18 protein-coding genes are annotated in these 20858 nt (G+C 66.3%); 10 read left to right on the top strand and 8 right to left on the bottom strand.

Features of this window, described 5'->3' with window-relative positions:
- The first annotated feature begins 22 nt into the window (after window positions 1–22).
- Window positions 23–1144: a pyridoxal phosphate-dependent aminotransferase gene (locus ACTXG5_RS08830; protein ID WP_445164330.1), complete on the top strand. Its 1122-nt coding sequence runs from the start codon at window positions 23–25 to the stop codon at window positions 1142–1144.
- Here the strand turns inward: ACTXG5_RS08830 and ACTXG5_RS08825 are convergent.
- Complete coding sequence (locus ACTXG5_RS08825; protein ID WP_445164329.1) at window positions 1134–2969, bottom strand: fatty acyl-AMP ligase; 1836 nt, start codon at window positions 2967–2969, stop codon at window positions 1134–1136. The two genes, ACTXG5_RS08830 and ACTXG5_RS08825, sit on opposite strands and share 11 nt — an antisense overlap.
- A gap of 189 nt (window positions 2970–3158) precedes the next feature.
- On the bottom strand, window positions 3159–3989 hold the full coding sequence (locus ACTXG5_RS08820; protein ID WP_445163302.1) for an arylamine N-acetyltransferase family protein: 831 nt from the start codon (window positions 3987–3989) through the stop codon (window positions 3159–3161).
- Between the two features lie 311 nt (window positions 3990–4300).
- Between ACTXG5_RS08820 and ACTXG5_RS08815 the strand changes: the two genes are divergently transcribed.
- The 3 genes from ACTXG5_RS08815 to ACTXG5_RS08805 all read left to right on the top strand — a co-directional run bounded on the left by ACTXG5_RS08815 (window position 4301) and on the right by ACTXG5_RS08805 (window position 8480).
- Window positions 4301–7492: a Kelch repeat-containing protein gene (locus tag ACTXG5_RS08815; protein ID WP_445164328.1), complete on the top strand. Its 3192-nt coding sequence runs from the start codon at window positions 4301–4303 to the stop codon at window positions 7490–7492.
- Window positions 7492–7935, top strand: coding sequence for a YybH family protein (locus ACTXG5_RS08810; RefSeq protein WP_445163301.1), 444 nt, complete (start codon window positions 7492–7494; stop codon window positions 7933–7935). The genes ACTXG5_RS08815 and ACTXG5_RS08810 overlap by 1 nt, the downstream gene beginning before the upstream one ends.
- Before the next feature lie 68 nt (window positions 7936–8003).
- Window positions 8004–8480: a hypothetical protein gene (locus tag ACTXG5_RS08805; protein WP_445163300.1), complete on the top strand. Its 477-nt coding sequence runs from the start codon at window positions 8004–8006 to the stop codon at window positions 8478–8480.
- Between the two features lie 98 nt (window positions 8481–8578).
- Here ACTXG5_RS08805 and hsaB read toward each other — a convergent pair whose 3' ends face one another.
- Genes hsaB through hsaA form a run of 4 tightly spaced genes read right to left on the bottom strand, consistent with a single transcriptional unit; the run spans window position 8579 to window position 12133 of the window.
- Window positions 8579–9145, bottom strand: a complete 567-nt coding sequence (gene hsaB, locus ACTXG5_RS08800) for a 3-hydroxy-9,10-secoandrosta-1,3,5(10)-triene-9,17-dione monooxygenase reductase subunit (protein WP_445163299.1) — start codon at window positions 9143–9145, stop codon at window positions 8579–8581.
- A gap of 13 nt (window positions 9146–9158) precedes the next feature.
- Window positions 9159–10061, bottom strand: coding sequence for an iron-dependent extradiol dioxygenase HsaC (gene hsaC / locus ACTXG5_RS08795; RefSeq protein ID WP_445163298.1), 903 nt, complete (start codon window positions 10059–10061; stop codon window positions 9159–9161).
- Window positions 10058–10945, bottom strand: a complete 888-nt coding sequence (hsaD, locus tag ACTXG5_RS08790) for a 4,5:9,10-diseco-3-hydroxy-5,9,17-trioxoandrosta-1(10),2-diene-4-oate hydrolase (protein ID WP_445163297.1) — start codon at window positions 10943–10945, stop codon at window positions 10058–10060. Before hsaD ends, hsaC begins: the two co-directional genes overlap by 4 nt.
- Window positions 10946–10948: 3 nt before the next feature.
- Window positions 10949–12133 carry a 3-hydroxy-9,10-secoandrosta-1,3,5(10)-triene-9,17-dione monooxygenase oxygenase subunit gene (hsaA, locus tag ACTXG5_RS08785; protein WP_445163296.1) on the bottom strand — a complete coding sequence of 395 codons (1185 nt, stop codon included), beginning with the start codon at window positions 12131–12133 and terminating at the stop codon, window positions 10949–10951.
- Window positions 12134–12290: 157 nt separating this feature from the next.
- Here hsaA and ACTXG5_RS08780 point away from each other — a divergent pair, with 157 nt between their 5' ends.
- Together ACTXG5_RS08780 and ACTXG5_RS08775 are read left to right on the top strand one after the other, a co-directional pair.
- On the top strand, window positions 12291–13385 hold the full coding sequence (locus ACTXG5_RS08780; RefSeq protein ID WP_445163295.1) for a 2Fe-2S iron-sulfur cluster-binding protein: 1095 nt from the start codon (window positions 12291–12293) through the stop codon (window positions 13383–13385).
- Window positions 13386–13432: 47 nt separating this feature from the next.
- Window positions 13433–13966 (top strand): hypothetical protein, encoded by a 534-nt coding sequence (locus tag ACTXG5_RS08775; protein ID WP_445163294.1) that lies wholly within the window; start codon window positions 13433–13435, stop codon window positions 13964–13966.
- A gap of 30 nt (window positions 13967–13996) precedes the next feature.
- Here ACTXG5_RS08775 and ACTXG5_RS08770 read toward each other — a convergent pair whose 3' ends face one another.
- Entirely contained in the window at window positions 13997–16129 is a 2133-nt protein-coding gene (locus tag ACTXG5_RS08770) for an acyl-CoA dehydrogenase family protein (RefSeq protein ID WP_445163293.1), read from the bottom strand.
- Window positions 16130–16402: 273 nt separating this feature from the next.
- Between ACTXG5_RS08770 and kstR the strand changes: the two genes are divergently transcribed.
- Window positions 16403–17002 (top strand): cholesterol catabolism transcriptional regulator KstR, encoded by a 600-nt coding sequence (kstR, locus tag ACTXG5_RS08765; RefSeq protein WP_445163292.1) that lies wholly within the window; start codon window positions 16403–16405, stop codon window positions 17000–17002.
- A gap of 7 nt (window positions 17003–17009) precedes the next feature.
- Here the strand turns inward: kstR and ACTXG5_RS08760 are convergent, their stop codons facing one another.
- Window positions 17010–18089, bottom strand: coding sequence for a LacI family DNA-binding transcriptional regulator (locus ACTXG5_RS08760; RefSeq protein WP_445163291.1), 1080 nt, complete (start codon window positions 18087–18089; stop codon window positions 17010–17012).
- 142 nt (window positions 18090–18231) lie between these two features.
- Here ACTXG5_RS08760 and ACTXG5_RS08755 point away from each other — a divergent pair, with 142 nt between their 5' ends.
- The 3 genes from ACTXG5_RS08755 to ACTXG5_RS08745 are packed head-to-tail and all read left to right on the top strand — an operon-like array spanning window position 18232 to window position 20847.
- Window positions 18232–19176, top strand: coding sequence for a metal ABC transporter solute-binding protein, Zn/Mn family (locus tag ACTXG5_RS08755; RefSeq protein ID WP_445163290.1), 945 nt, complete (start codon window positions 18232–18234; stop codon window positions 19174–19176).
- On the top strand, window positions 19172–19990 hold the full coding sequence (locus ACTXG5_RS08750) for a metal ABC transporter ATP-binding protein (protein ID WP_445164327.1): 819 nt from the start codon (window positions 19172–19174) through the stop codon (window positions 19988–19990). Before ACTXG5_RS08755 ends, ACTXG5_RS08750 begins: the two co-directional genes overlap by 5 nt.
- Entirely contained in the window at window positions 19987–20847 is an 861-nt protein-coding gene (locus ACTXG5_RS08745; RefSeq protein ID WP_445163289.1) for a metal ABC transporter permease, read from the top strand. The genes ACTXG5_RS08750 and ACTXG5_RS08745 overlap by 4 nt, the downstream gene beginning before the upstream one ends.
- Window positions 20848–20858 lie beyond the last annotated feature (11 nt).

Genomic DNA, 20858 nt, shown 5'->3' with positions numbered 1-20858 from the left:
CGGCATCCCACCATTCCATGTGATGGATGTCTGGCTGGCCGCCGCGGAGCGCCAACGCAGCCACGGCGATCTGGTGAACCTGTCGGCGGGCCAGCCCAGCGTGGGCGCTCCCGAACCGGTTCGTGCGGCCGCGGCGGCCGCGCTGCACGTCAACGAGCTGGGCTACACCGTGGCCTTGGGTATTCCCGAGCTACGTGCCGCTATCGCGGCGAATTACCAACGCCTGCATGGTATCTCCGTCGAGCCCGACGCGGTGGTGGTCACCACGGGCTCCTCTGGTGGGTTTCTGCTGGCATTTCTGGCGTGCTTTGACGTCGGGGATCGGGTGGCGCTGGCCAGCCCCGGCTACCCGTGCTATCGAAACATCCTGTCGGCGTTGGGATGTGAGGTGGTGGAGATCCCATGCGGTCCGGAGACCCGATTCCAGCCCACCGCGCAGATGCTCGCCGAACTCGACCCACCGGTGCGGGGCGTCGTCGTCGCCAGCCCGGCCAACCCCACCGGAACCGTCATACCCCCCGGGGAACTCGCGGCGATCGCATCCTGGTGCGACGCCGCCGGAGCACGGCTGATCAGTGATGAGGTCTACCACGGGCTGGTATACGAAGGAGCCCCGCAGACCAGCTGCGCCTGGCAGACATCGCGAAATGCGGTGGTGGTCAACAGCTTTTCCAAGTATTACGCGATGACCGGCTGGCGGCTGGGCTGGCTGCTGGTGCCGCCCGAGCTGCGCCGCGCGGTGGACTGTCTGACCGGCAACTTCACCATCTGCCCGCCCGTCCTGTCGCAGGTCGCCGCGGTGGCCGCCTTCACCCCGGAGGCAACCGCAGAAGCAGACGGCAACCTGACCCACTACACGGTCAACCGCTCGCTGCTGCTCGACGGGCTGCGCGGAATCGGCATCGACCGGCTGGCACCCACCGACGGTGCGTTCTACGTCTACGCCGACGTCTCGGACTTCACCAACGACTCGCTGGCATTCTGCTCAAAGTTGTTGGTCGACACCGGTATTGCGATTGCTCCCGGTATCGACTTCGACACCGCGCGAGGCAACAGGTTTGTCCGGCTGTCGTTCGCCGGACCGACGAGCGACATCGAAGAAGCCCTGCGCCGAATGGGGCCGTGGCTGTCGGTCAGCGGTTGAACTTGCCCGCGAGGTACTCGGCCCGGCAGGCACTGCGGGCGAGTTTCCCGCTCGTCGTGCGGGGGATGGTGCCGGCGGCCACGAGCAGCACGTCGGCGACCCGGATGTGGTGATGGCGTGAGATCGCGGCGCGCACGGTCTCGATGACCTGCTCTCGCTCGGTGCGGCCCGCTCCCGCCGCACGCTCGGCCATGACAACAACCTGCTCACCGGCGTTACCGGCCGGCGAGTCGAGTGCAGCGGCCGGCACGGAAAAGGCCGCGACATAGCCGCTGCGGACGGCGCGCGAGGATTCGCTGACCGTGGTTTCGATGTCATGCGGGTAATGGTTGCGACCATCGATGATGATCAAGTCCTTGATCCGGCCGGTTAGGTACAGCTCGCCGTCGACGTAGACACCGAGATCACCGGTCGCCAGCCAGCAACCGTTGTCGGCGGTGCCCTCGGCGTGGCTGCCGGGGTCGAGCCGGGACTGCAGCTTGTTGCCGAACACGCGTCGTGTCTCGTCGTCGCGCCCGAAGTACCCGCGACCGATGTTGTTGCCTTGCAACCAGATTTCGCCCACGGTGCCGTCGGGCACCTCGGCACCGTCCGGGTCGGCGATGACCAGCCACTGATCGGGGATCGGCTGCCCGCACGACACCTGGGCGACCGCGCCCGCCACCTCGGGTGCGACGATCACCGCGCGGCCCGCGCCGAGCTGTTCACGGTCGAGGAAGATGGCGCTCGCCGTGGCGTCCTGAGAGATGCTGGCCACCGACAGCGTCGCTTCGGCCATCCCGTAGGACGGCTTGATCGCGTTCGCGGGCAGACCGTGGGGAGCGAACGCGTTGGTGAACTTCTCGATCGCCGACATCGTGACGGGCTCGGATCCGTTGAGCAGGCAGACAACGTTGCTGAGGTCGAGCGCCTCGCCCGCCGGAGGCAAGCCCCGCTCGGCCGTCAATTCGAAGGCAAAGTTCGGCGCCGCGGCGAAGGTACGGCCGTAGGTCGACTCGATGCCCAATTGCTTGATCCAGCGGTAAGGGCGGCGAAGAAACGCCATCGGATCCATGAGCGTGACCTGGGCCCCGAAGAACGCCGTGAACATGATCATCATCAAGCCCATGTCGTGGTACAGGGGTAGCCAGCTCACCGACCGGACGTCGACGTCTAGCCCACCGGTCGCGACCATCTGCATCGCGTTCGTATAGACGGACCGATGGGTGATCTCCACACCGGCCGGTGACCGCGTCGAGCCCGAGGTGTACTGCAAGTAAGCGATGTCGTCGGTGTCGAGGGTCGCGCCGGTGAACATCGAACCGAGTGTGTCCGGTACCGCGTCCACCGCGATCATCCGCGGGCGCTCGTTTGGCGCCAGCGTCCGAATAAACGTTCGAACCGACTCCGCAACGGCGGTCGTCGTCAACACCACGGCAGGGCGGGCGTCGGCCACTACCGCCGCCAGCCGCTCGGTATGCCCGGACATGGTCGGCGCAAACAGCGGAACCGCGATAGCGCCCGCATGGACAGCACCGAAGAATGCCGCCACGTAGTCGAGGCCCTGCGGCGCGAGGATCGCCACCCGATCCCCCGGCTGGGTGACCTGCCGCACCCGGGCGCCGATCGCGCAGACCCGGGTCCACAACTGGTTCCAGGTGAGCACTACCGGCCGCCCGTCCGGTTCCTGCGAGTAGTCAAGGAAGCGGTATGCCGGGCTGTCGCCGTGCTCGGCCCGGTTGTGGTCAAAATATGAGATTAACGTCAAACCCTCGGGCGCGAGGATCGGACCAGAGTCGGAAGCGAAAGGGTCCGCATCGCCCGCGGTGGGCACGACGACGTCCAAACACAGATTCCGACTCACGGTAGGACAGATTAATCCGCGCGTGTGGTATTTGCCGCACTGGTTCGCTATGGCGGAGATCACGATCGGGCGACTATTGGCCCATTTGCCACCGCTCGCGGCCTGGTAGCGCTGCCGGAACGGTCCCGGATCGATTTGTCAGACCGGTATTTTTGCACCCGATTTAGGCGCTCAATTGCCGAGAATACTGTCGATGCGTGCTTCGAGCTGGCCGCGCTCGCCGACATCGTCGATATTGATTCCAAACCGGTCCCTGAGGGCGTCGACGACCGCGGCCGCATCGTCAAGAACGATCTTTTCGGTCCCCCCGTCGCGATGGATGGCCAGGTTGCGGCCGGACAGGTTGAGCCTGGTGTCGTCGCTGACCAATGCAACCATCAGGCCGGTGACGAATTGCGAGGCGGGGTTTGTCGACACGTACCAACTCCCCACCTTCAGATCGATCTGCGGCCGGGTTTCGGTGCCGAATTCGTACAGCGACTGCCACTCACCCCGGACCTGGGCCTGCAGCACCAGGCCGTCACCGTGGTCCTGCAGCCGATAGGGCTCATGCGTCGTTGGCTGGGCGTTGCCGATTTCGAAGCGAATAGGAGAGGTCAGGGTCTGGCCGCCGAAACCGACGTCAACAAGGTAGGACCCCTGCGAGCCGGGGAACGTCACTGCCAAAACCGTGTGGGTCTGCGCCGGCGATGGGGCGTCGGGCGCCACCATCCAGATCACTCGCCCCGCCAATCGGCGCACCCGAAAGCCGACTTCGGCCAGCACGTAGCCCATCAGCCCGTTTTGCTCGTAGCAGTAGCCACCCCGGCGCCGATGAACCAGTTTGTCGATCAGGGCGTCTGGGCTCAGGTCGTCGACCGGCACACCCATCACCGGATCGAGGTTCTCGAACGGGATGGCTTGCGTGTGAGCGGTCATCAGATCCTGCAGCACATCCTGGGTCGGCTCGACGGCACCCCCATAGTTGATGCGCTCGAAGTACCCAGTCAGATCCAGTGTCATAGGTTCATTGTGGCCGAGGGTCAACCCGCAGGAAACCCAAGACATCAGAAGGTGTTTCGATCAAAATCGCCCCGATGCCGACCCCGCGCCACGGCGAGGTCCCGGCAACGGTCGGCGACCTCGATTTCCGTTAGTACGGCCGTTCGGGCCGTCATTGTCTGGTCGTTTCGCGCGTTCAGAGGCGGCACGCACGGGGCCGCTGTCGATTACCGCCGGATTGATCATGACCGAATCGTGTCCCCGGGGAGTTGCCGAGCGATACTCTTGAGCTCGCGAATTCGACAATCGCGGGGAAGTTGAGCGCCAAGAATATGGGTGACGGGTCCGCCAAAGACGCGTCGGGCGGCATCATCGCGGAGTTGGGCGCCGCTGGATTCGAGGACGCACGCCAAGTAGCCAGGGGCGGCGCCGGGGTGATCTATTGCGCCTACGAAACGGCGCTCGGGCGCAACGTCGCGATCAAGGTGCTGCCGTCGCATATCGACGAAGGGAGCCGGGAACGTTTTCTGCGCGAAGGCTATGCGATGGGTGGGCTCTCGGGGCATCCGAACATCGTCAACATCCTGCGCGTCGGCGTGACCGACAACGGCCGGCCCTACATCGTGATGCCGTACATGGCCTCGGATTCCCTGGCGGTCCGGTTGCGCCGAGAAGGGCCAACCGCCTGGCCCGAGGCGTTACGTATCGCCGTAAAGCTTTGTGGGGCGCTGGAAACCGCGCACCGAAGCGGTACCTTGCACCGCGATATCAAGCCTGCCAACGTGCTCGTCAGCGATTACGGTGAACCGCAGCTGAGCGATTTCGGGATCGCCCACATCGAAGGCGGTTACGAGACTGCGACCGGATTCTTCTCCGGCACAATCGATTACACTGCACCGGAGGTCATGACCGGTAAACCAGCGACGGTCGCTTCCGATCTCTATTCACTGGGCGCCACGATCTATGCGCTGATTGCGGGCGGGGCTGCGCACGAACGCAAGAACGACGAGGATCTCGTCGCGCAGTACCTGCGCATCAGCACGACGCGGATCCCGGACATGCGCCCGGAAGGAATCCCGGAGGCGGTGTGCGCCGCGGTCGAGCATGCGATGGCTATCGATCCGGCGGAGCGGCCGGTGTCCGCGGCGGAGTTCGGCCGCGAATTGCAATCCGCGCAGCGCCTCAACGGTTTACGGCCCGATTCGATGGCAATCACCAGCACCGGACCCGAATCGGGAAGCACGCTGAACAAGCAGCCCAACGTCGCTGAGTCTTCGGTCGCTCCGGGCGAGGCGGTCGCGCCGGCGCCGGCGCCGGATGGGACTACGTCGACCGTTCCGGGATCAGCCCGGCCGGCCGCGGACCCCGGCCCCACCAGGCCGATGAGCGACATCATCGGCGGCGCTTCCCCGCGCCTGCAGCCCGAGCCGCCGGATCCGGACGAGTTCTCCGAAGCGGCGAATATCTTGCGGGGCGCCCACAGCGCGGAAACCCAAGCGTACGTGGGTGCTTCGACACCGACACCGGCGAGCGGTGGCTCCGGAATCAACCCGCCGGGCAGTCCCGGGCAACCGGCGTCCTCCGGTTCGGTCCCGCCTTCCTGGCGAAAGCCGTTCTTGGTGAAGATGCGGGAGTGGTTCGCGGACCCGGGCAAGAAGCGCAATCGCGTTGCGATGGTCGCCGGCGCCGCCGTCCTAGTCGTGCTGTTGGTCGTCGGCGGTCTCTACTTCGGGCTGAAACCCGACAACAACCAGAAGCCGGTCGCGAGCCCGCCGCCGACCCAGGCGCCGGTCGTGTGGAAGCCGATCACGAACGATCGCGTGTCGCGCGTTGCGGCGGCGACGACGCAGGTCGACGGCACCATCTGGGTCTTCGGCGGGATTCGCAGCGACGGCGCTGTCACGGCACTGCAAGAGGGTTACGACCCCGTCATCGACAGTTGGAAAGGCGGCGACGATCTACCCGTTGCCGTGCAGGACGCAATGGCGGTCAACTGGCAGGGAAACCCCGTTGTGCTCGGTGGCTGGAAGTCCGTTGGCGGTAAAAACGTTGCGACCGACCAGGTTTGGCGAGTTGTCAACAGCCACTGGGTGGAGGTGCCCCATCTCCTGCAGCCACGCGCGGCGGCGGGGGCCGCGGTCGTGGGCGACCGCCTGGTCGTCACGGGAGGTGTCGACGCCAACGGCACGCTGCTGAACACCACCGAGGTCTTCGACGGCACGTCCTGGAGCCTCGGCGCTCCGATACCCACGCCGCGCCAGCAGCTGGCGGCGGCGTCGGACGGAAAGCTCGTCTACACGGTGGGCGGCACCACCGGAGATTCCGACCAGGTCAACGTCGAGGCGTATGACCCCGTCGCGAAGACCTGGACGACGTTGCCCGCACTTCCCCAGGCGCGCAGTGATCTTGGCGTCGCCATCACCGATGGCCGGCTGGTAGCCGTCGGCGGCATTTCCGGAGGGCAAGTCCTCAAGAGCGTTTCGGTGTTCGATCTGATGAGCAAAACGTGGTCCGGTCTGCCCGACATGACGACCCCGCGGCACGGCATGGCGGTCGCGGCGGTCGAGAAGTCCGTATATGCGATCGGCGGATCGACCGCCATCGGCGATAACCAGGCGGTGTCGACGGCGGAAGCGCTAAAACTGCCGGCCCGCAAGATTCAGCCGGCCGCCCAATGGCGTTCCCTGCCGGACGCACCCACCGCCCGGCTGATGATGGCGTGGGCAGTGCTCAACAACAAGATCTGGATCATGGGCGGGCTGCAAAACGGCGTCGCCCTGCAGACGGTCGAGAGTTTCGACCCGAAGACCGGAGCCTGGGAGACCGGGCCGCCGCTGCCCGTCCCGCTGCACCATGCGGCGGCGGCGACCTACCGGGGTGAGGTGGTCGTGCTCGGCGGCGCGAGCGACAACATCGCCAGCGGGTCTAACAAGGTGTTCGCCCTGCGCGGCGGCAATTGGGCGGAGCTACCACCACTCACGCACGCTCGCGCGGCGCTGGCGGCGGCGGTGGTGGGTGACAAGCTCGTCGCGGTCGGCGGCCAGAACGCCAAGCAACTCGTCCCGCAGACCGAGGTCTTCGACGGCAGTTCATGGAAGGACGCCGCGGACATGCCCACCCCGCGCGAGCACCTCGCCGCGGTCTCCGATGGCACCTACGTGTACACGGTTGGCGGGCGGTTCCTGTCCTCGGACAAGAACTCCGCCGCGCTCGAGCGGTTCGACCCGCAATCAGGGCAATGGACCAAGTTGGTCGGCATGCCGACGCCACGGGGAAGCTTCGGCGCCACCTACATTGACGGCCGGATTCTGGCGGTCGGTGGCGAAGAGCCGACCCGGGTGCTCAACGTCATTGAGATGTACGACATCTCCGAAGGGAAGTGGAGCACGTTGCCTCCGATGCCCACGCCGCGGCACGCCGAGGTGGTGGCCACGGTAGGCAACACGGTCTATGTCATCGGTGGCGCGAACCGGCCGACACATGAAGGCCCGATCGCGACGGTCGAGGCACTGGATTTCCTGTAGTGGCCGACTTCTCCCAGCTGCCACAGGCGGATCAGGAAGCGATCGGCAAGACGCTGCTGACGCTGCTGAAGGCGTTTAACGAGCGTGACGCCGAGCCCCTGCTGGGGGTGTACTCCGGCGACGCCGACTTCGTCAACGCCTTCGGCACGGTCAAGCGCGGCCGCGATGACATCGTGGCGCACTTGCGCGGCCTGTTCGCCGACGAGAATTTCAGACGCGGCGAGTTTGCCGGTCCGCCGGAGACCAGTTTCCGGGTGCTGACCCCGGAAGTGGTGCTGGTCTCCGCGCACCTGCAGGTCAAGGGTCAGGGGCTGGTCGGCGGCGGCACGCTGGACCGCGACAACTTCTCGTTACGTGCCTTACAGCGTCAACAGGATGGATCGTGGCTGATCGTCTCGGAGATGTTCCAAGACGCCAACACCGAGACCACCTACGCTCACTAAAAGCCTGCTGGAAGTGGCGCGGGATCCGCCTTGTTTTATTTGTGTCGAATACGGGGACCCGTGTGGGCATGAGCACCAACACCGTATGGATTGTGATCGCCGTAGTAGTAGCAGTTCTGTTGATCGCCGGCCTGATCGTGGCGCTCAGCACTGTCAGGAATCGCCGTCGCCACCGGCAGGCCGAAGAGATCCGTGGGCAGGCCAAGCTGGAGTCGGCCCGGCTCGAACGCCGTGAAGCGCTTGCCCAGGAAACCGCCGCTAAAGCACGTGCCGCACAAGCCGAGGCCGAGGTCAAAGCTGCCGAAGCCGCCAGGCTGCAGGAGCATGCGGATAAGCACCAAAGCGACGCGGCGGCGTCGCGCGAGCAACTTCAGGAGCGGTGGGACCACGCCGACAGCATCGACCCGAAGACCGGCAAGCAGGACCGCAAGACCGGGGAACCTGGACGGGACCGCGATGATGAGGCATGGTCGGCCGAGTCAGCTGAAGCGCGGACCGATGCGGAAGCCGTGCGACAGGAGACCTATCGGGGGACGCCCCGCTAACGCTGGGCCAGTTCTTCGTAGCGTCACTGCGGAACGTTCCCCCTTGATGTTCCGCAGTGGCGCTACGTTTCGTCGAAAGCCCTAGCGTCAAGTGTCCGCTAAAGCCAGGTGTCCTCTGTCGTGGTGGTGAGGAACGCCTCCAGGTCGTCGCGCCACTGGGCCGGCGTCGTCTTGTCCGGTTCGATCCCGGTGTAATCACCGCGATAAAACAGCAGCGGCCGCGGCTTGATCTTGGGTGCCTCCGACAGCGACTGCACCGCGCCGAACACCACGAAGTGATCGCCGCCGTCGTGTACGGATGCCACCGTGCAGTCGATGTGGGCAAGCGAGCCGTCGATGATGGGCGAACCGAGTTGCGAAGGGTGCCAATCGATCCCGGCGAACTTATCGGGTTCTTTGGAGCCGAATCGGGCTGAGACGTCCTTCTGGCCCTCGGTCAGCATATTGACGCAGAACCGGCCGCTGGCCTCGATAGCCTGCCACGATCGCGACACCTTGGTCGGGCAGAACAGCACCAGCGGCGGGTCCAGCGACAGCGCCGCGAACGACTGGCAGGCAAACCCGACCGGGACGTCGTCGTGCACGGTGGTGATGATCGTGATCCCGGTGCAGAACTGACCCAGCACGCCGCGGAACGTGCGCGGATCGATCGGCGCGGCAGTCATGGTCAGCCTCGAATCAACCCTTGAAGCCGACGCTGAAGTCGTGACCCCACAGGCTGATGGCGGTGCTTTCCCGCGCAATCCAATCGTGGTCTTCGACTGTCCTGCCCTCGCAACCGAATTCGACGTCGAACCCGCTGGGTGTCTTCATGTAAAAGGACAGCATCAGGTCGTTGACGTGGCGGCCCAGCGTCGCCGACATCGGCACCTTGCGCCGCAGCGCCCGGTCCAGGCACAGCCCGACGTCGTCGGCATTCCCGACTTCCATCATCAGGTGCACGATGCCGCTGGGGGTCTGTCCGGGCATGAAGGCGAGGCTGTGGTGGCGCGGGTTGCAGCCCAAGAACCGCAGCCAGGCCGGCGCTCCGTCAGCGGGCCGGCCCACGACTTGCGGCGGCAGCCGCATCGAGTCACGCAGCTTGAAGTCCAGTACATCCCGGTAGAAGTGCAACGTCTCTTCGTCGTCGCGGGTCGTCAACACCACGTGTCCCAGGCCCTGCTCTGCAGTGACGAACTTGTGCCCGTACGGGCTGACCACCCGGCGGTGCTCCAGGGCGGCGCCGTGGAAGACCTCCAGGCCGTTACCGGACGGATCGGAGAACCGGATCATCTCGTCGACCCGTCGATCGGCCAGTTCGGCGGCGGTGGCCTCCTTGTATGGCGTGCCCTCGACATCGAGCCGGCTCCGGATGTCTTGCAGGCCCGCGGCATTCGCGCATTCCCAGCCGGCTTCGATGAGTCGGTCGTGCTCGCCGGGGACGATGACCAGCCGGGCCGGGAAATCGTCCATCCGCAGGTACAGCGCACCTTCGGTGCTGCCCTTGCCTTCGACCATGCCGAGGACTTTCAGGCCGTAGTCGCGCCAGGCCGCCATGTCGGTGGCCTCGATGCGTAGATAGCCCAGAGAGCGAATGCTCATCCTGCGCCTCCCAGGAAATCGATGGTGAGCTTGTTGAACTCGTCGAACTTCTCGACCTGCGCCCAGTGCCCACATTGCCCGAAAACGTGGAGCTGTGCACGCGGAATGGTTTTCAGTGCGACCAGTGCACCGTCCAGCGGATTGACCCGGTCCTCGCGGCCCCAGATCAGCAGCACCGGCTGGCGCAGCCGGTGCACCTCGCGCCACATCATGCCGAGCTCGAAATCCGCTCCCGCGAACGACATTCCCATCGCCCGGGTGGCCGTCAGCGATTCCGGTGTGCTGGCCAAGGCGAAGCGCTGCTCGACCAACTCCGGGGTGATCAGTTTCTGGTCGTAGACCATCACCCGCAGGAACGCCTCGAGATTCTCCCGGGTGGGCGCGGCGGAGAACTTGCCCAACCGCTTGACACCCTCGGTCGGGTCGGGGGCGAACAGGTTGACGCTCACCCCGCCGGGCCCCATCAGCACCAGGCGTCCGGCTTTGTCCGGGTAGTCGAGCGCGAACCGGACCGCGGTGCCACCACCCAGCGAATTACCCACCAGCGGAACACGTCCCAAGCCCAGCTGGTCGAAGAGGCCCTTGAGCGCCCGCGCCGCGTAGTGGTTGAACTGCCCGTGCTCGGCGCGCTTGTCGGAGAGACCGTACCCGGGCTGGTCGACGGCCAGGACGTGGAACTGCTCTGCCAGCACCGGGATATTGCGCGAGAAGTTCGTCCAGCTCGCCGCCCCGGGACCGCCGCCGTGCAGCAGCACCACCGTCTGCTCGTTGCCCACGCCGGCCTCGTGGTAGTGCAGCTTCAGCGGCCCGTCCACGTCCACGTCTGCGAAGCGCGAGGTGGACTCGAATGTCAATTCTTCGGTCTTGGACTGGGTTTCAGTCATGCGCTAGACCATGGTGTCGCCGGGAGGCAACCCGAACTCGTTGTTCCCGAAGATCTGGTAGGCCCGCTCCGGATCGTTGGCCGCATGCACCCGGCCGGCGTGCGCATCGCGCCAGAACCGTTGCACCGGTTGGTCGTTGCCCAGGGCCGTGGCCCCGGATGCCTCGAATAACCGGTCGATCGAAGAGATCGCACGCCCGGTGGCGCGCACCTGATCGCGGCGGGCGCGGGTGCGCAGGTCGAACGGAATCTCCTTGCCGGCGGACAACAGCGCGAACTCGTCGGCGACGTTGCCGCTCAGCTGGCGCCACGCCGCGTCGATGTCGCTGGCCGCCTCCGCGATGCGAACCTTGGCGAAGGGGTCGTCCTTGGCCTTCTCACCGGCGAATGCGGCGCGCACCCGCTTGCCCTGATGCTCGACGTGTGCGTCGTAGGCGCCGTAGGCCATTCCGACAATCGGGGCCGAAATGGTAGTGGGATGCATTGTGCCCCAAGGCATTTTGTAGACCGCCGCGGTGTTGTTCTGGTACCCGCCCGCGGTGCCGTCGTTCATCGCCTTGTAGGACAGGAAGCGGTGCCGCGGCACGAAGACATCCTTGACGACGACGGTGTTGCTGCCGGTGCCGCGCAGGCCGACGACATGCCACACGTCGTCGATGCGGTACTCGCTGCGCGGGATCAGGAAGCTGCCGAAGTCGACGGGCCGGCCGTCCTTGATGACGGGTCCGCCGAGGAACGCCCAGGTGGCGTGATCGCAGCCCGAGGACCAGTTCCACGATCCGTTGACCAGGTAGCCCCCGTCGGTCACCACGCCCGCGCCCATCGGGGCATACGACGACGAGACTCGGGTCTTGGGGTCCTCGCCCCAGACCTCTTCCTGTGCCTGCTGGTCGAACAGCGCCAGGTGCCAGTTGTGCACGCCGATGATCGAGCTCACCCAGCCGGTGGAACCACACGCGCTGGCGATGCGGCGAACCGCCTCGTAGAACAGCGCGGGATCGCATTGCAGGCCACCCCACTGCTCGGGCTGCAGCAGGGTGAAGAAGCCGACCTCGTCGAGCTCGGCAACGGTCTCATCGGGCAGCCGGCGCAGGTCCTCTGTCGCCTGAGCGCGCTCCCGAATCTTCGGGAGCAGATCGTCGATCCCAGCCAACACCGACTGCGCATCACGCTGTTGAATGGACGTCACTTACCTTTGCCTCCTGGGCCAGATTTACTCAGTGGACTTACACAGCAGACTAGAACACGTTCCGATTTGTGTCGAGCAGGGTATTCCTGCGCCTGGTAGCGATATGAATCGGGTTTTCTGTAACATGTTCTAGTTGTCAGAAAGGGAGGGGCGGGTCTTGACGGAAGCGGATCTGGACCAAGCACCCGACGAGCCGCTCGGCGACCATGTCCTGGAACTGCAGATCGCCGAGGTCGTCGACGAGACCGACGATGCACGCTCATTGGTGTTCGCCGTGCCGGACGAGTCGGGCGACCCCGAGATTCCGCCGCAGCGGCTGCGCTATGCGCCGGGTCAGTTCCTGACGTTGCGTGTGCCCAGCGACCGCACCGGTTCGGTCGCTCGCTGCTATTCGTTGTGCAGCTCGCCGTTCACGGATGATGCGCTCACTGTCACGGTGAAACGGACCGTCGACGGATACGCATCCAACTGGCTGTGCGACCACGCTCACAAGGGCATGCGGATCCACGTGCTGGCTCCGTCGGGCAATTTCGTACCCAAGACCCTCGACGACAACTTTCTGCTGCTGGCCGCTGGTAGCGGGATCACCCCGATCATGTCGATCTGCAAGTCGGCGCTCTCCGAAGGCAGCGGGCAGGTCACCCTGGTCTATGCCAACCGCGACGACCGCTCGGTGATCTTCGCCGACAGCCTGCGGGAGCTGGCCGCCAAGTATCCCGACCGGCTCACGGTGGTGCACTGGCTGGAATCAGTGCAGGGGCTGCCGAGCACCGCGGCGCTGGCGACGCTGGCCACGCCGTTCACCGATCGGCACGCGTTCATCTGTGGGCCCGGCCCGTTCATGGACGCGGCTCGCCGGGCTCTCGAGACGCTGAGAGTGCCTGCGCCACAGGTGCATATCGAGGTGTTCAAGTCGCTGGACTCGGATCCGTTCGCGGCGGTGACGATCGAGGACACCGACGAGGGCGACCAGCCGCCGGCCACCGCCGTGGTGCAGCTGGACGGCGAGACCCACACCGTGTCATGGCCGCGCAGCGCCAAGCTGCTCGACGTCCTGCTCGCCAAGGGTTTGGATGCACCGTTCTCGTGCCGTGAGGGCCACTGCGGCGCGTGTGCCTGCACCCTGCGCAGCGGCAAAGTGAACATGGAAGTCAATGACGTGCTCGAGCAACAGGATCTCGATGAAGGGCTAATTCTGGCCTGTCAATCTCACCCGGAATCTGATTCGGTAGAAGTCACCTACGACGAATAGTCGCGGAGTTAAGTTCACCCTCGAGGGTTCGACGGAAGGAAGCTCCGATGAGGCGGCCGATAACGGGCTTGGCAGCTGTCGGACTCCTGCTGGCATTCCTGCCCACGCCATTGGCGGGGGCGGCCAGCAATACCGCCACCACCCTCATCCCGCTGGACGGACCCAACCAGCTCGAGACGCATATGTTCCTCAACTGCTTCAAATCCGATGGCCACTGCGACTTCGTCGCCGGCGCCGACATGCGCACGCCCGACGGTGTGACCGGTTTCCCGCCCGGCCTGTGGGCGCGCCAGACCAGCGAGATCCGGTCGTCGAACCGGATGGCCTACCTGGACGCGCACGCGAACGGTCAGTACGAGCGGGTCATGAAATCGATGGGGACCGACGAGATCACCACGGTCTACTTCGGCGAGGGACCGCCGGACAAGTACCAGACGACCGGGCGCATCGACTCCACCGACTGGGGCACGGGCCAGCCCAAGACCGACGTCAACGTCATCGTGTGCACCCACATTCAGGTGGTCTACTCCGGGGTCAACATCACCTCGCCGAGCACCTGCGCGCAGACGACGTTCTCCTAGCGCGTCGAGTTCCGTCGAGCCGGTAGCGAGCTAGCGAGGCAATCCGAGGAGCCGCTCGGCGGCCACGGTCAGCAGGATCTGTTCGGTGCCGCCCGCGATCGTGAGACAGCGCGTGTTGAGGAAGTCGAATACCGCTCGGTCGTTGTCCGCCCGGCGGTCAACCAGGCCGCCGCCCTCGGCGACGTCCATCGTGAATTCAGCCAGCGCCTGCCGGTAGCGGACGCCGATGAGTTTGCGAACGCTGGATTGAGCACCGGGGTCCTGGCCACCCACGGCGAGTTGGGCGATGCGCTGGTCCAGCAGGGCGCCGGTCTGGGCCAAGATGATCAGCCGCCCGAGCCGGTCCTGTTCGGCGGCGTCGAGGTCCATCGGCGCGAGCAACTTCAGCAGCTCTTCCATCGGGTTGCCCAGCGCCGTCCCGCTCGCCATCGCGATGCGTTCGTTCGCCAAGGTGGTGCGGGCCAGCCGCCAACCGTCGTTCACCGTGCCGACCACCATCTCGTCGGGGACGAACACGTTGTCCAGGAACACCTCGTTGAAAAGCGAGTCGCCGGTGATCTCCCGCAGCGGCCGGATGTCGATGCCGGTCGATTTCATGTCCAGCAGAAAGTAGGTGATGCCCTTGTGTTTCGGGGCCTCGGGATCGGTACGCGCCAGGCACACGCCCCAGCGCGCCTTGTGCGCCGCGGAGGTCCATACCTTCTGCCCGGTCAGCAGCCAGCCGCCGTCACCACGCACCGCCTTGGTGCGCAGCGACGCCAGGTCCGAGCCCGCTCCCGGCTCGGAAAACAGCTGGCACCAAAGGAATTCGCCACGCAGCGTGGCCGGCACGAAACGCTCGATCTGCTCTGGCGTGCCGTGCTCGAGGATGGTCGGCGCCGCCCACCAGCCAATCACCAGGTCGGGTCGCTCCACTCCGGCCGCGGCCAGCTCCTGGTCGATCAGCAGCTGCTCGGCCGGGGACGCCGCGCGTCCGTACGGCTTCGGCCAGTGCGGTGCCTGCAGGCCCGCCTCGGCCAGTCCCACCTGCCGCTTTTCGACGGACAGCGCGGCCACCTCCGCGACGGCCGCGGCGATCTCGGCTCGCTGGCTCTCGACCTCGGTGAGGTCGATGCTCAGGCGGCGGCGCACGCCGTCCTGCGTCAGTGCGGTGATGCGGCGCAACCAGCGCTCGGCGCCACCCAGGAACCGGCCGATACTGTGCACCCGCCGCAGGTACAGATGCGCGTCGTGCTCCCAGGTGCAGCCGATGCCGCCGAGCACCTGGATGCAGTCTTTGGCGTTGGCCTTCGCAACGGCGATGCCAACGCTGGCGGCCAGGGCCGCGGCGATGGAGAACTGGTCGGCGTCGGCATCCGCTGCGGCCCGAGCGGCATCGGCGGCGGCCACCTCGGCTTGCTCGGCGCGGCAGAGCATCTCGGCACACAGATGCTTGATCGCTTGAAAGCTGCCGATCGGCTTGCCGAACTGCTCGCGCACTTTGGCGTAGTCGACCGCGGTATCCAGGCACCAGCGCGTGATGCCGGCCGCTTCGGCGGCCAGCAGGGTCGCGGCCAATTCCTCGACCCGTTCCCGCGACTCGGCGATCGGGGTGGCCGGCGCCGACGTCAGCACCACGCGCGCCAACGGCCGGGAAAAGTCGGCGGCCTGCAACGGCTCCACCCGCACGCCGTCGCTGCCGGTGTCGACCAGGACCCACTTCCCGTCAGACGGCAGCAGCAGCACCGCGCCGTCAGCAGCGCCCAGCACGAAGTCGACGGTGCCTGACACCGAGTCGCTGTCGAACTGCACGTCCCCCTCGAGGGCCAGCCCGGCGAAGCGCTCACCGGTGGCGAGCGCGGACAGCAGTTCGGGATCGGTGACTACCAGGGTTGCCAGCGCGGTGGTGGCGATCGGGCCGGGCACCAGCGCCTTGGCTGCCTCCTCGACCATCGCGCACAGATCCTCGATGCTGCCGCCGGCCCCACCGGACTCCTCGGAAATGGCTACGCCGAACAGGCCGAGGTCGGCCAGACGGCTGAACACCGGCCGCCAGGCATCGACCTCGCCCTGCTCTATCGCGCGGATCGCAGTGGTCCCGCCAGGCCCGGAGCTTTTATTACGCGCCCAATCGCGCACCAACTCACGTGCCGCGAACTGTTCGTCGGTGACGGTCGCTACCACCTGGTGCCCTCCGCGTGCTCGATTCAACGTGACCATTAGGGGCGCTACCGCCCACTAGAACGTGTTCTAATAGTGCCAGCGAACGACCGTCAAGTCGAACGCCATTACAGCAGGACAGCTCGCTGCCCCGGCGGGACGGAGGTGGGAAATTCACACTCGGCTTGCGTATCGTTTGCGAACGAACCGCCTGGAAGAGGAGCAACCCGTCAGATGTCGCCAGCGAACGCTAACTCGGGCCACGTCTCAGACTCGCAGCCACGCGAGGTCCTGAACGTGGCAGTACTGGCTGAGTCCGAGCTTGGCTCGGAGGCACAACGGGAGCGTCGCAAGCGCATTTTGGACGCCACCATGGCCATCGCGTCCAAAGGCGGCTACGAGGCAGTTCAAATGCGTGCGGTGGCCGATCGAGCGGATGTGGCGGTCGGGACGCTGTACCGCTATTTCCCGTCGAAGGTGCACTTGTTGGTCTCGGCCCTGGGCCGCGAGTTCGGCCGCATCGACGCCAAAACCGACCGCTCCGCGGTGGCCGGCGGCACTCCGTTCCAGCGGCTGAATTTCATGGTCGGCAAGCTCAATCGGGCCATGCAGCGCAATCCGCTGCTGACCGAGGCGATGACGCGCGCCTACGTCTTCGCCGACGCGTCGGCGGCCAGCGAGGTCGACCAAGTCGAAAAGCTGATCGACAGCATGTTCGCGCGCGCGATGAGCGACGGTGAACCGACCGAGGACCAGTACCACATCGCCCGGGTGATCTCGGACGTGTGGTTGTCGAACCTATTGGCGTGGCTCACCCGGCGAGCCTCGGCGACCGACGTCAGCAAGCGGCTGGACCTGGCGGTGCGGCTGCTGATCGGCGATGCGCAAAGTACCTAGCGTCCAGCTAAACCGGCGGACCGGCGGTGCGGCCCCGAATCAGCTCGGTGTCCAGCAGCTCCACGACCGGCAGGCCGGACCGTGGCGGGTTCAGCAGTAGCTCCCCGGCCCGGTGGCCCTTCTCCAGGCTGGGCTGCGCCACCGTGGTCAAGCCGCGGCTGATCGCCTCGGGCACACCGTCGAATCCGGTGAGGCTGATCTGACCGGGCACGTAAATGCCGTGTGCCCGAAGGTAATCCATCGCCGATAGCGCCAATATGTCTGCGGTACACATCAATGCGGTGATCCGCGGATTGGCCTCTAGGGCCACCTTGGCCGCCTCGCCACCCGACGTCGGCAGGTGCTCGTAGCTTTCCACCACGGTCAGCGAATCTGGGTCCACACCGGCGGCCTGCATGGCATCCCACACGCCGGCGATGCGTTCGCGCTGCACGTCGAAAGTCTGCGAGCGCAGCCGCTCGGCGTCCGCCAGGTCTTGCCGGCGGTCCTGCCCCAGCCGCATCGTCAGCAGCCCGATCTCGCGATGCCCCAACCCCAGCACATAGTCGGCGAGCTCGCGCATCGCCGCCCTGTCGTCAATGCCCACCCGCGACACTCCGGACAGGCCCCTGGGCTGGTCGACCACCACCACGGGCACACGCCGCTGCAGCACCACCTCGAGGTAGGGATCGTCGTCGCGGACGGAATACACCACGAAGCCGTCCACCCCGGCGGCAAGCACCGCAGCCTCGCCGTCCTCAGGGCTGCGGGTGGGCCCGACGGCGACCAGCAGCAGGCCCTGCCCCCGCTCCTCGCACGATTGCGCCACTCCCGTAACGAAATCGCGCGCCGCCGGGTCGCTGAAGAAATAGGTCAGCGGCTCGGCCATCAACAGACCAACCGCACCCGCCTTGCGGGTGCGTAGCGAGCGCGCCACCGGGTCCGGGCCGGCGTAGCCCAGCCGCTTGGCCGTGGCGAGCACGCGTTCGCGGAGGTCCGGGGAGAGCTGATCGGGCCGGTTGAAGGCATTCGAGACGGTGGTGCGCGAAACCTTGAGTTCGACCGCCAACGACGCCAGAGTCGCACGCCGACGTGGTGTGGGACTCACGTTCGGTGACGCTACAGCGCGTCGTCGCCTACGCCTACGGTGCCGCTATCTGCCACTTTCTGATGGAAACGATTTTCATTAGTATGTGAGTCGGCGGGCGGGACCGCCACCGGAAAACACACCTGCGTGCGGTGCTGATGGGATGCGAATGACACAAGTCAACGAGCGACATCGGCTATCCGGCTTCCTGCCAGCCATGGCCGCTTGCCTGATCGGCGCGACGGCGATCACGGGCTGCGGTGTCGCCGGCTCTGCGCTCCAGCAAGGGGGCGGCGTGGTGGCCTCCACCGATGTGTGGGGCAGCGTTGCGCACACCGTCGCGGGGCGACACGTCAGCGTCAAGTCGATTCTGTCCGGCGCCACTATCGATCCGCACACCTACCAGGCCAGTGCCTCGGACGCCGCTGCCGTCATGGACGCCGCGCTGGTGATCTACAACGGCGGTGGTTACGACCCCTGGATCACTGCGGTGCTGACCGGCCATCCGAACATCAAATCGGTGGACGCGTATTCGTTCGCCGGTCACACGGACAACGGGAATCCGCCCAACGAGCACGTCTTCTACGACCTGGGCGTCGCCAAGACCGTCGCCAACACCGTCGCCGACCGGCTCGCGGCCATCGACGCGGCCGACGCGGCCGACTATCGGGCCAACGCCGCCGGGTTCGGCCGCGACGTCGACGCGATCGGCGCTTCGGAACGTGCTATCGGCAACACGTATCCCAACACCTCCGTCGTGGCGACCGAGCCCGTCGCGTTCTACCTGCTGAAGGCCACGGGACTGGTGGATCGCACTCCCGAAAGTTTCCTGTCAGCCAACGAGAACGGGACCGACCCCTCGCCGGCCGACATGGCGTATGTCCTCGACCTGATCAAACGCCACCAGGTCGCGGTGCTACTGGTCAACCCGCAGACGGCCACGCCCGCGATCAGCGGCCTGCAGGACGCGGCCCAAAAGGCGGGCGTGCCGGTGACCCAGGTGACCGAGACGGTGCCCGATGGCACGGACTATCTGAGTTGGCAGCGCAATACGGTCAGCCAGCTGGAAGCTGCGTTGCGATCGAGCCGGAACAGTGCCCGTAATTGACCAAGCGGTCGAGACGGCCGATCACCAGCCACCCGCCGTCTCGCTCACCGGCGCCCGGCTGGCCTTCGGCGACCGCGTGCTGTGGGACGACCTCGACCTGTCGGTGTCGCCCGGTGAGTTCATCGCGGTGCTCGGTCCCAACGGCACCGGCAAGACCTCGCTGCTCAAGGTGCTACTCGGCCAGCTCCTGCTGAGCGCCGGCGCCGCCCTGGTGGACGGCAAAAAGGTCACCTCGGGCAGCGGGGACATCGGCTATGTGCCCCAACACCGCCCGATCGACCGCGACGTGATGCTGGTCGGGCGCGACCTGGTCCGGCTGGGCATCGACGGCAACCGCTGGGGCTGCATGACGCTGCGGTCCGCCGAGCGGGGCCGCCGCCAGCTGGCCGTACGTCAGGCGCTCACGCAGGTCAACGGCGAACAGCTGGCCGATGTCCGCGTCGGGCTGATGTCGGGTGGCGAGTTGCAGCGCATGCGCATCGCTCAGGCACTGGCCAGCGACCCGATGCTGCTGCTGTGCGACGAACCGCTATTGGCCCTGGACCCGGCCAACGCCAAGCTGGTCGCGGCGCTGATCGACCGCCGCCGCCGGGAGGCCAACACCACGGTCATCGTGGTTACTCACGAGATCAACACGATCCTGCGATACGTCGACCGGGTGCTGTATCTGGTCGACGGCCGGTTCCGCGTCGGCACCGTCGAGCAGGTGATGAACACCGAAACACTGTCGACGCTGTACCGCGCCGACATTCAGGTGGTGAAGGTCAACGACCGCTACGTGGTAGTCGGCGAAGACAGCGGGCTCGCGTTATGAACAACCAGCTCTCCGACGTGCTGGATCATCTGTTCTCGTTCAACATCACCGCCGGGTTGCTAGGCCATGACTTCGTCCAGCAGGCACTGCTGGCGGCCGCCCTGCTGGGACTGGTGGCCGGGCTGATCGGCCCGTTCATCGTGATGCGCCAGATGTCGTTCGCCGTGCACGGATCCAGCGAACTGTCGCTGACCGGCGCCGCGTTCGCGTTGCTTGTTGGATTCCAGGTCGGCTTGGGCGCGCTGATCGGCAGCGCCGTGGCGGCCGCGCTGTTCGGCGTGCTCGGTCAGCGGGCCCGGGAACGCGATTCGGTGACCGGGGTGGTGCTGGCGTTCGGATTGGGCCTCGCGGTGCTGTTCATCTACCTCTACCCGGGACGCTCGACGACGAGTTTCGCGTTGCTCACCGGCCAGATCGTCGGGGTGGGCTACACGGGACTGGCGACGCTGGCGCTGGTCTGCCTGCTGGTCATCGGCGTTCTGGCGACCTGCTATCGACCGCTGTTGTTCGCCACCGTCGATCCCGACGTCGCGGCCGGCCGCGGGGTGCCGGTTCGGGCGCTGGGCATCGTGTTCGCCGCGCTGGTCGGCATCGTGGCCGCCCAGGCCGTACAGATCGTCGGCGCGCTGCTGGTGATGTCGTTGCTGATCACACCGGCGGCCGCGGCCGCGCGGGTGGTCGCCTCGCCGGGAGCGGCCATCGTGGCCTCGGTGATCTTCGCCGAGGTCGCCGCGGTCGGGGGCATCGTGCTGTCGCTGGCGCCCGGTGTCCCGGTGTCGGTTTTCGTCGCAACGATCTCGTTTCTGATCTATTTATTCTGCTGGCTGCTGGGACGACGCCGGGAGGCCACCGCATAAGCTTGTCGCAC

The sequence above is a fragment of the Mycobacterium sp. Dal123C01 genome, from assembly GCF_052566995.1.
This window is presented reverse-complemented; position numbering and strand designations above follow the sequence as displayed.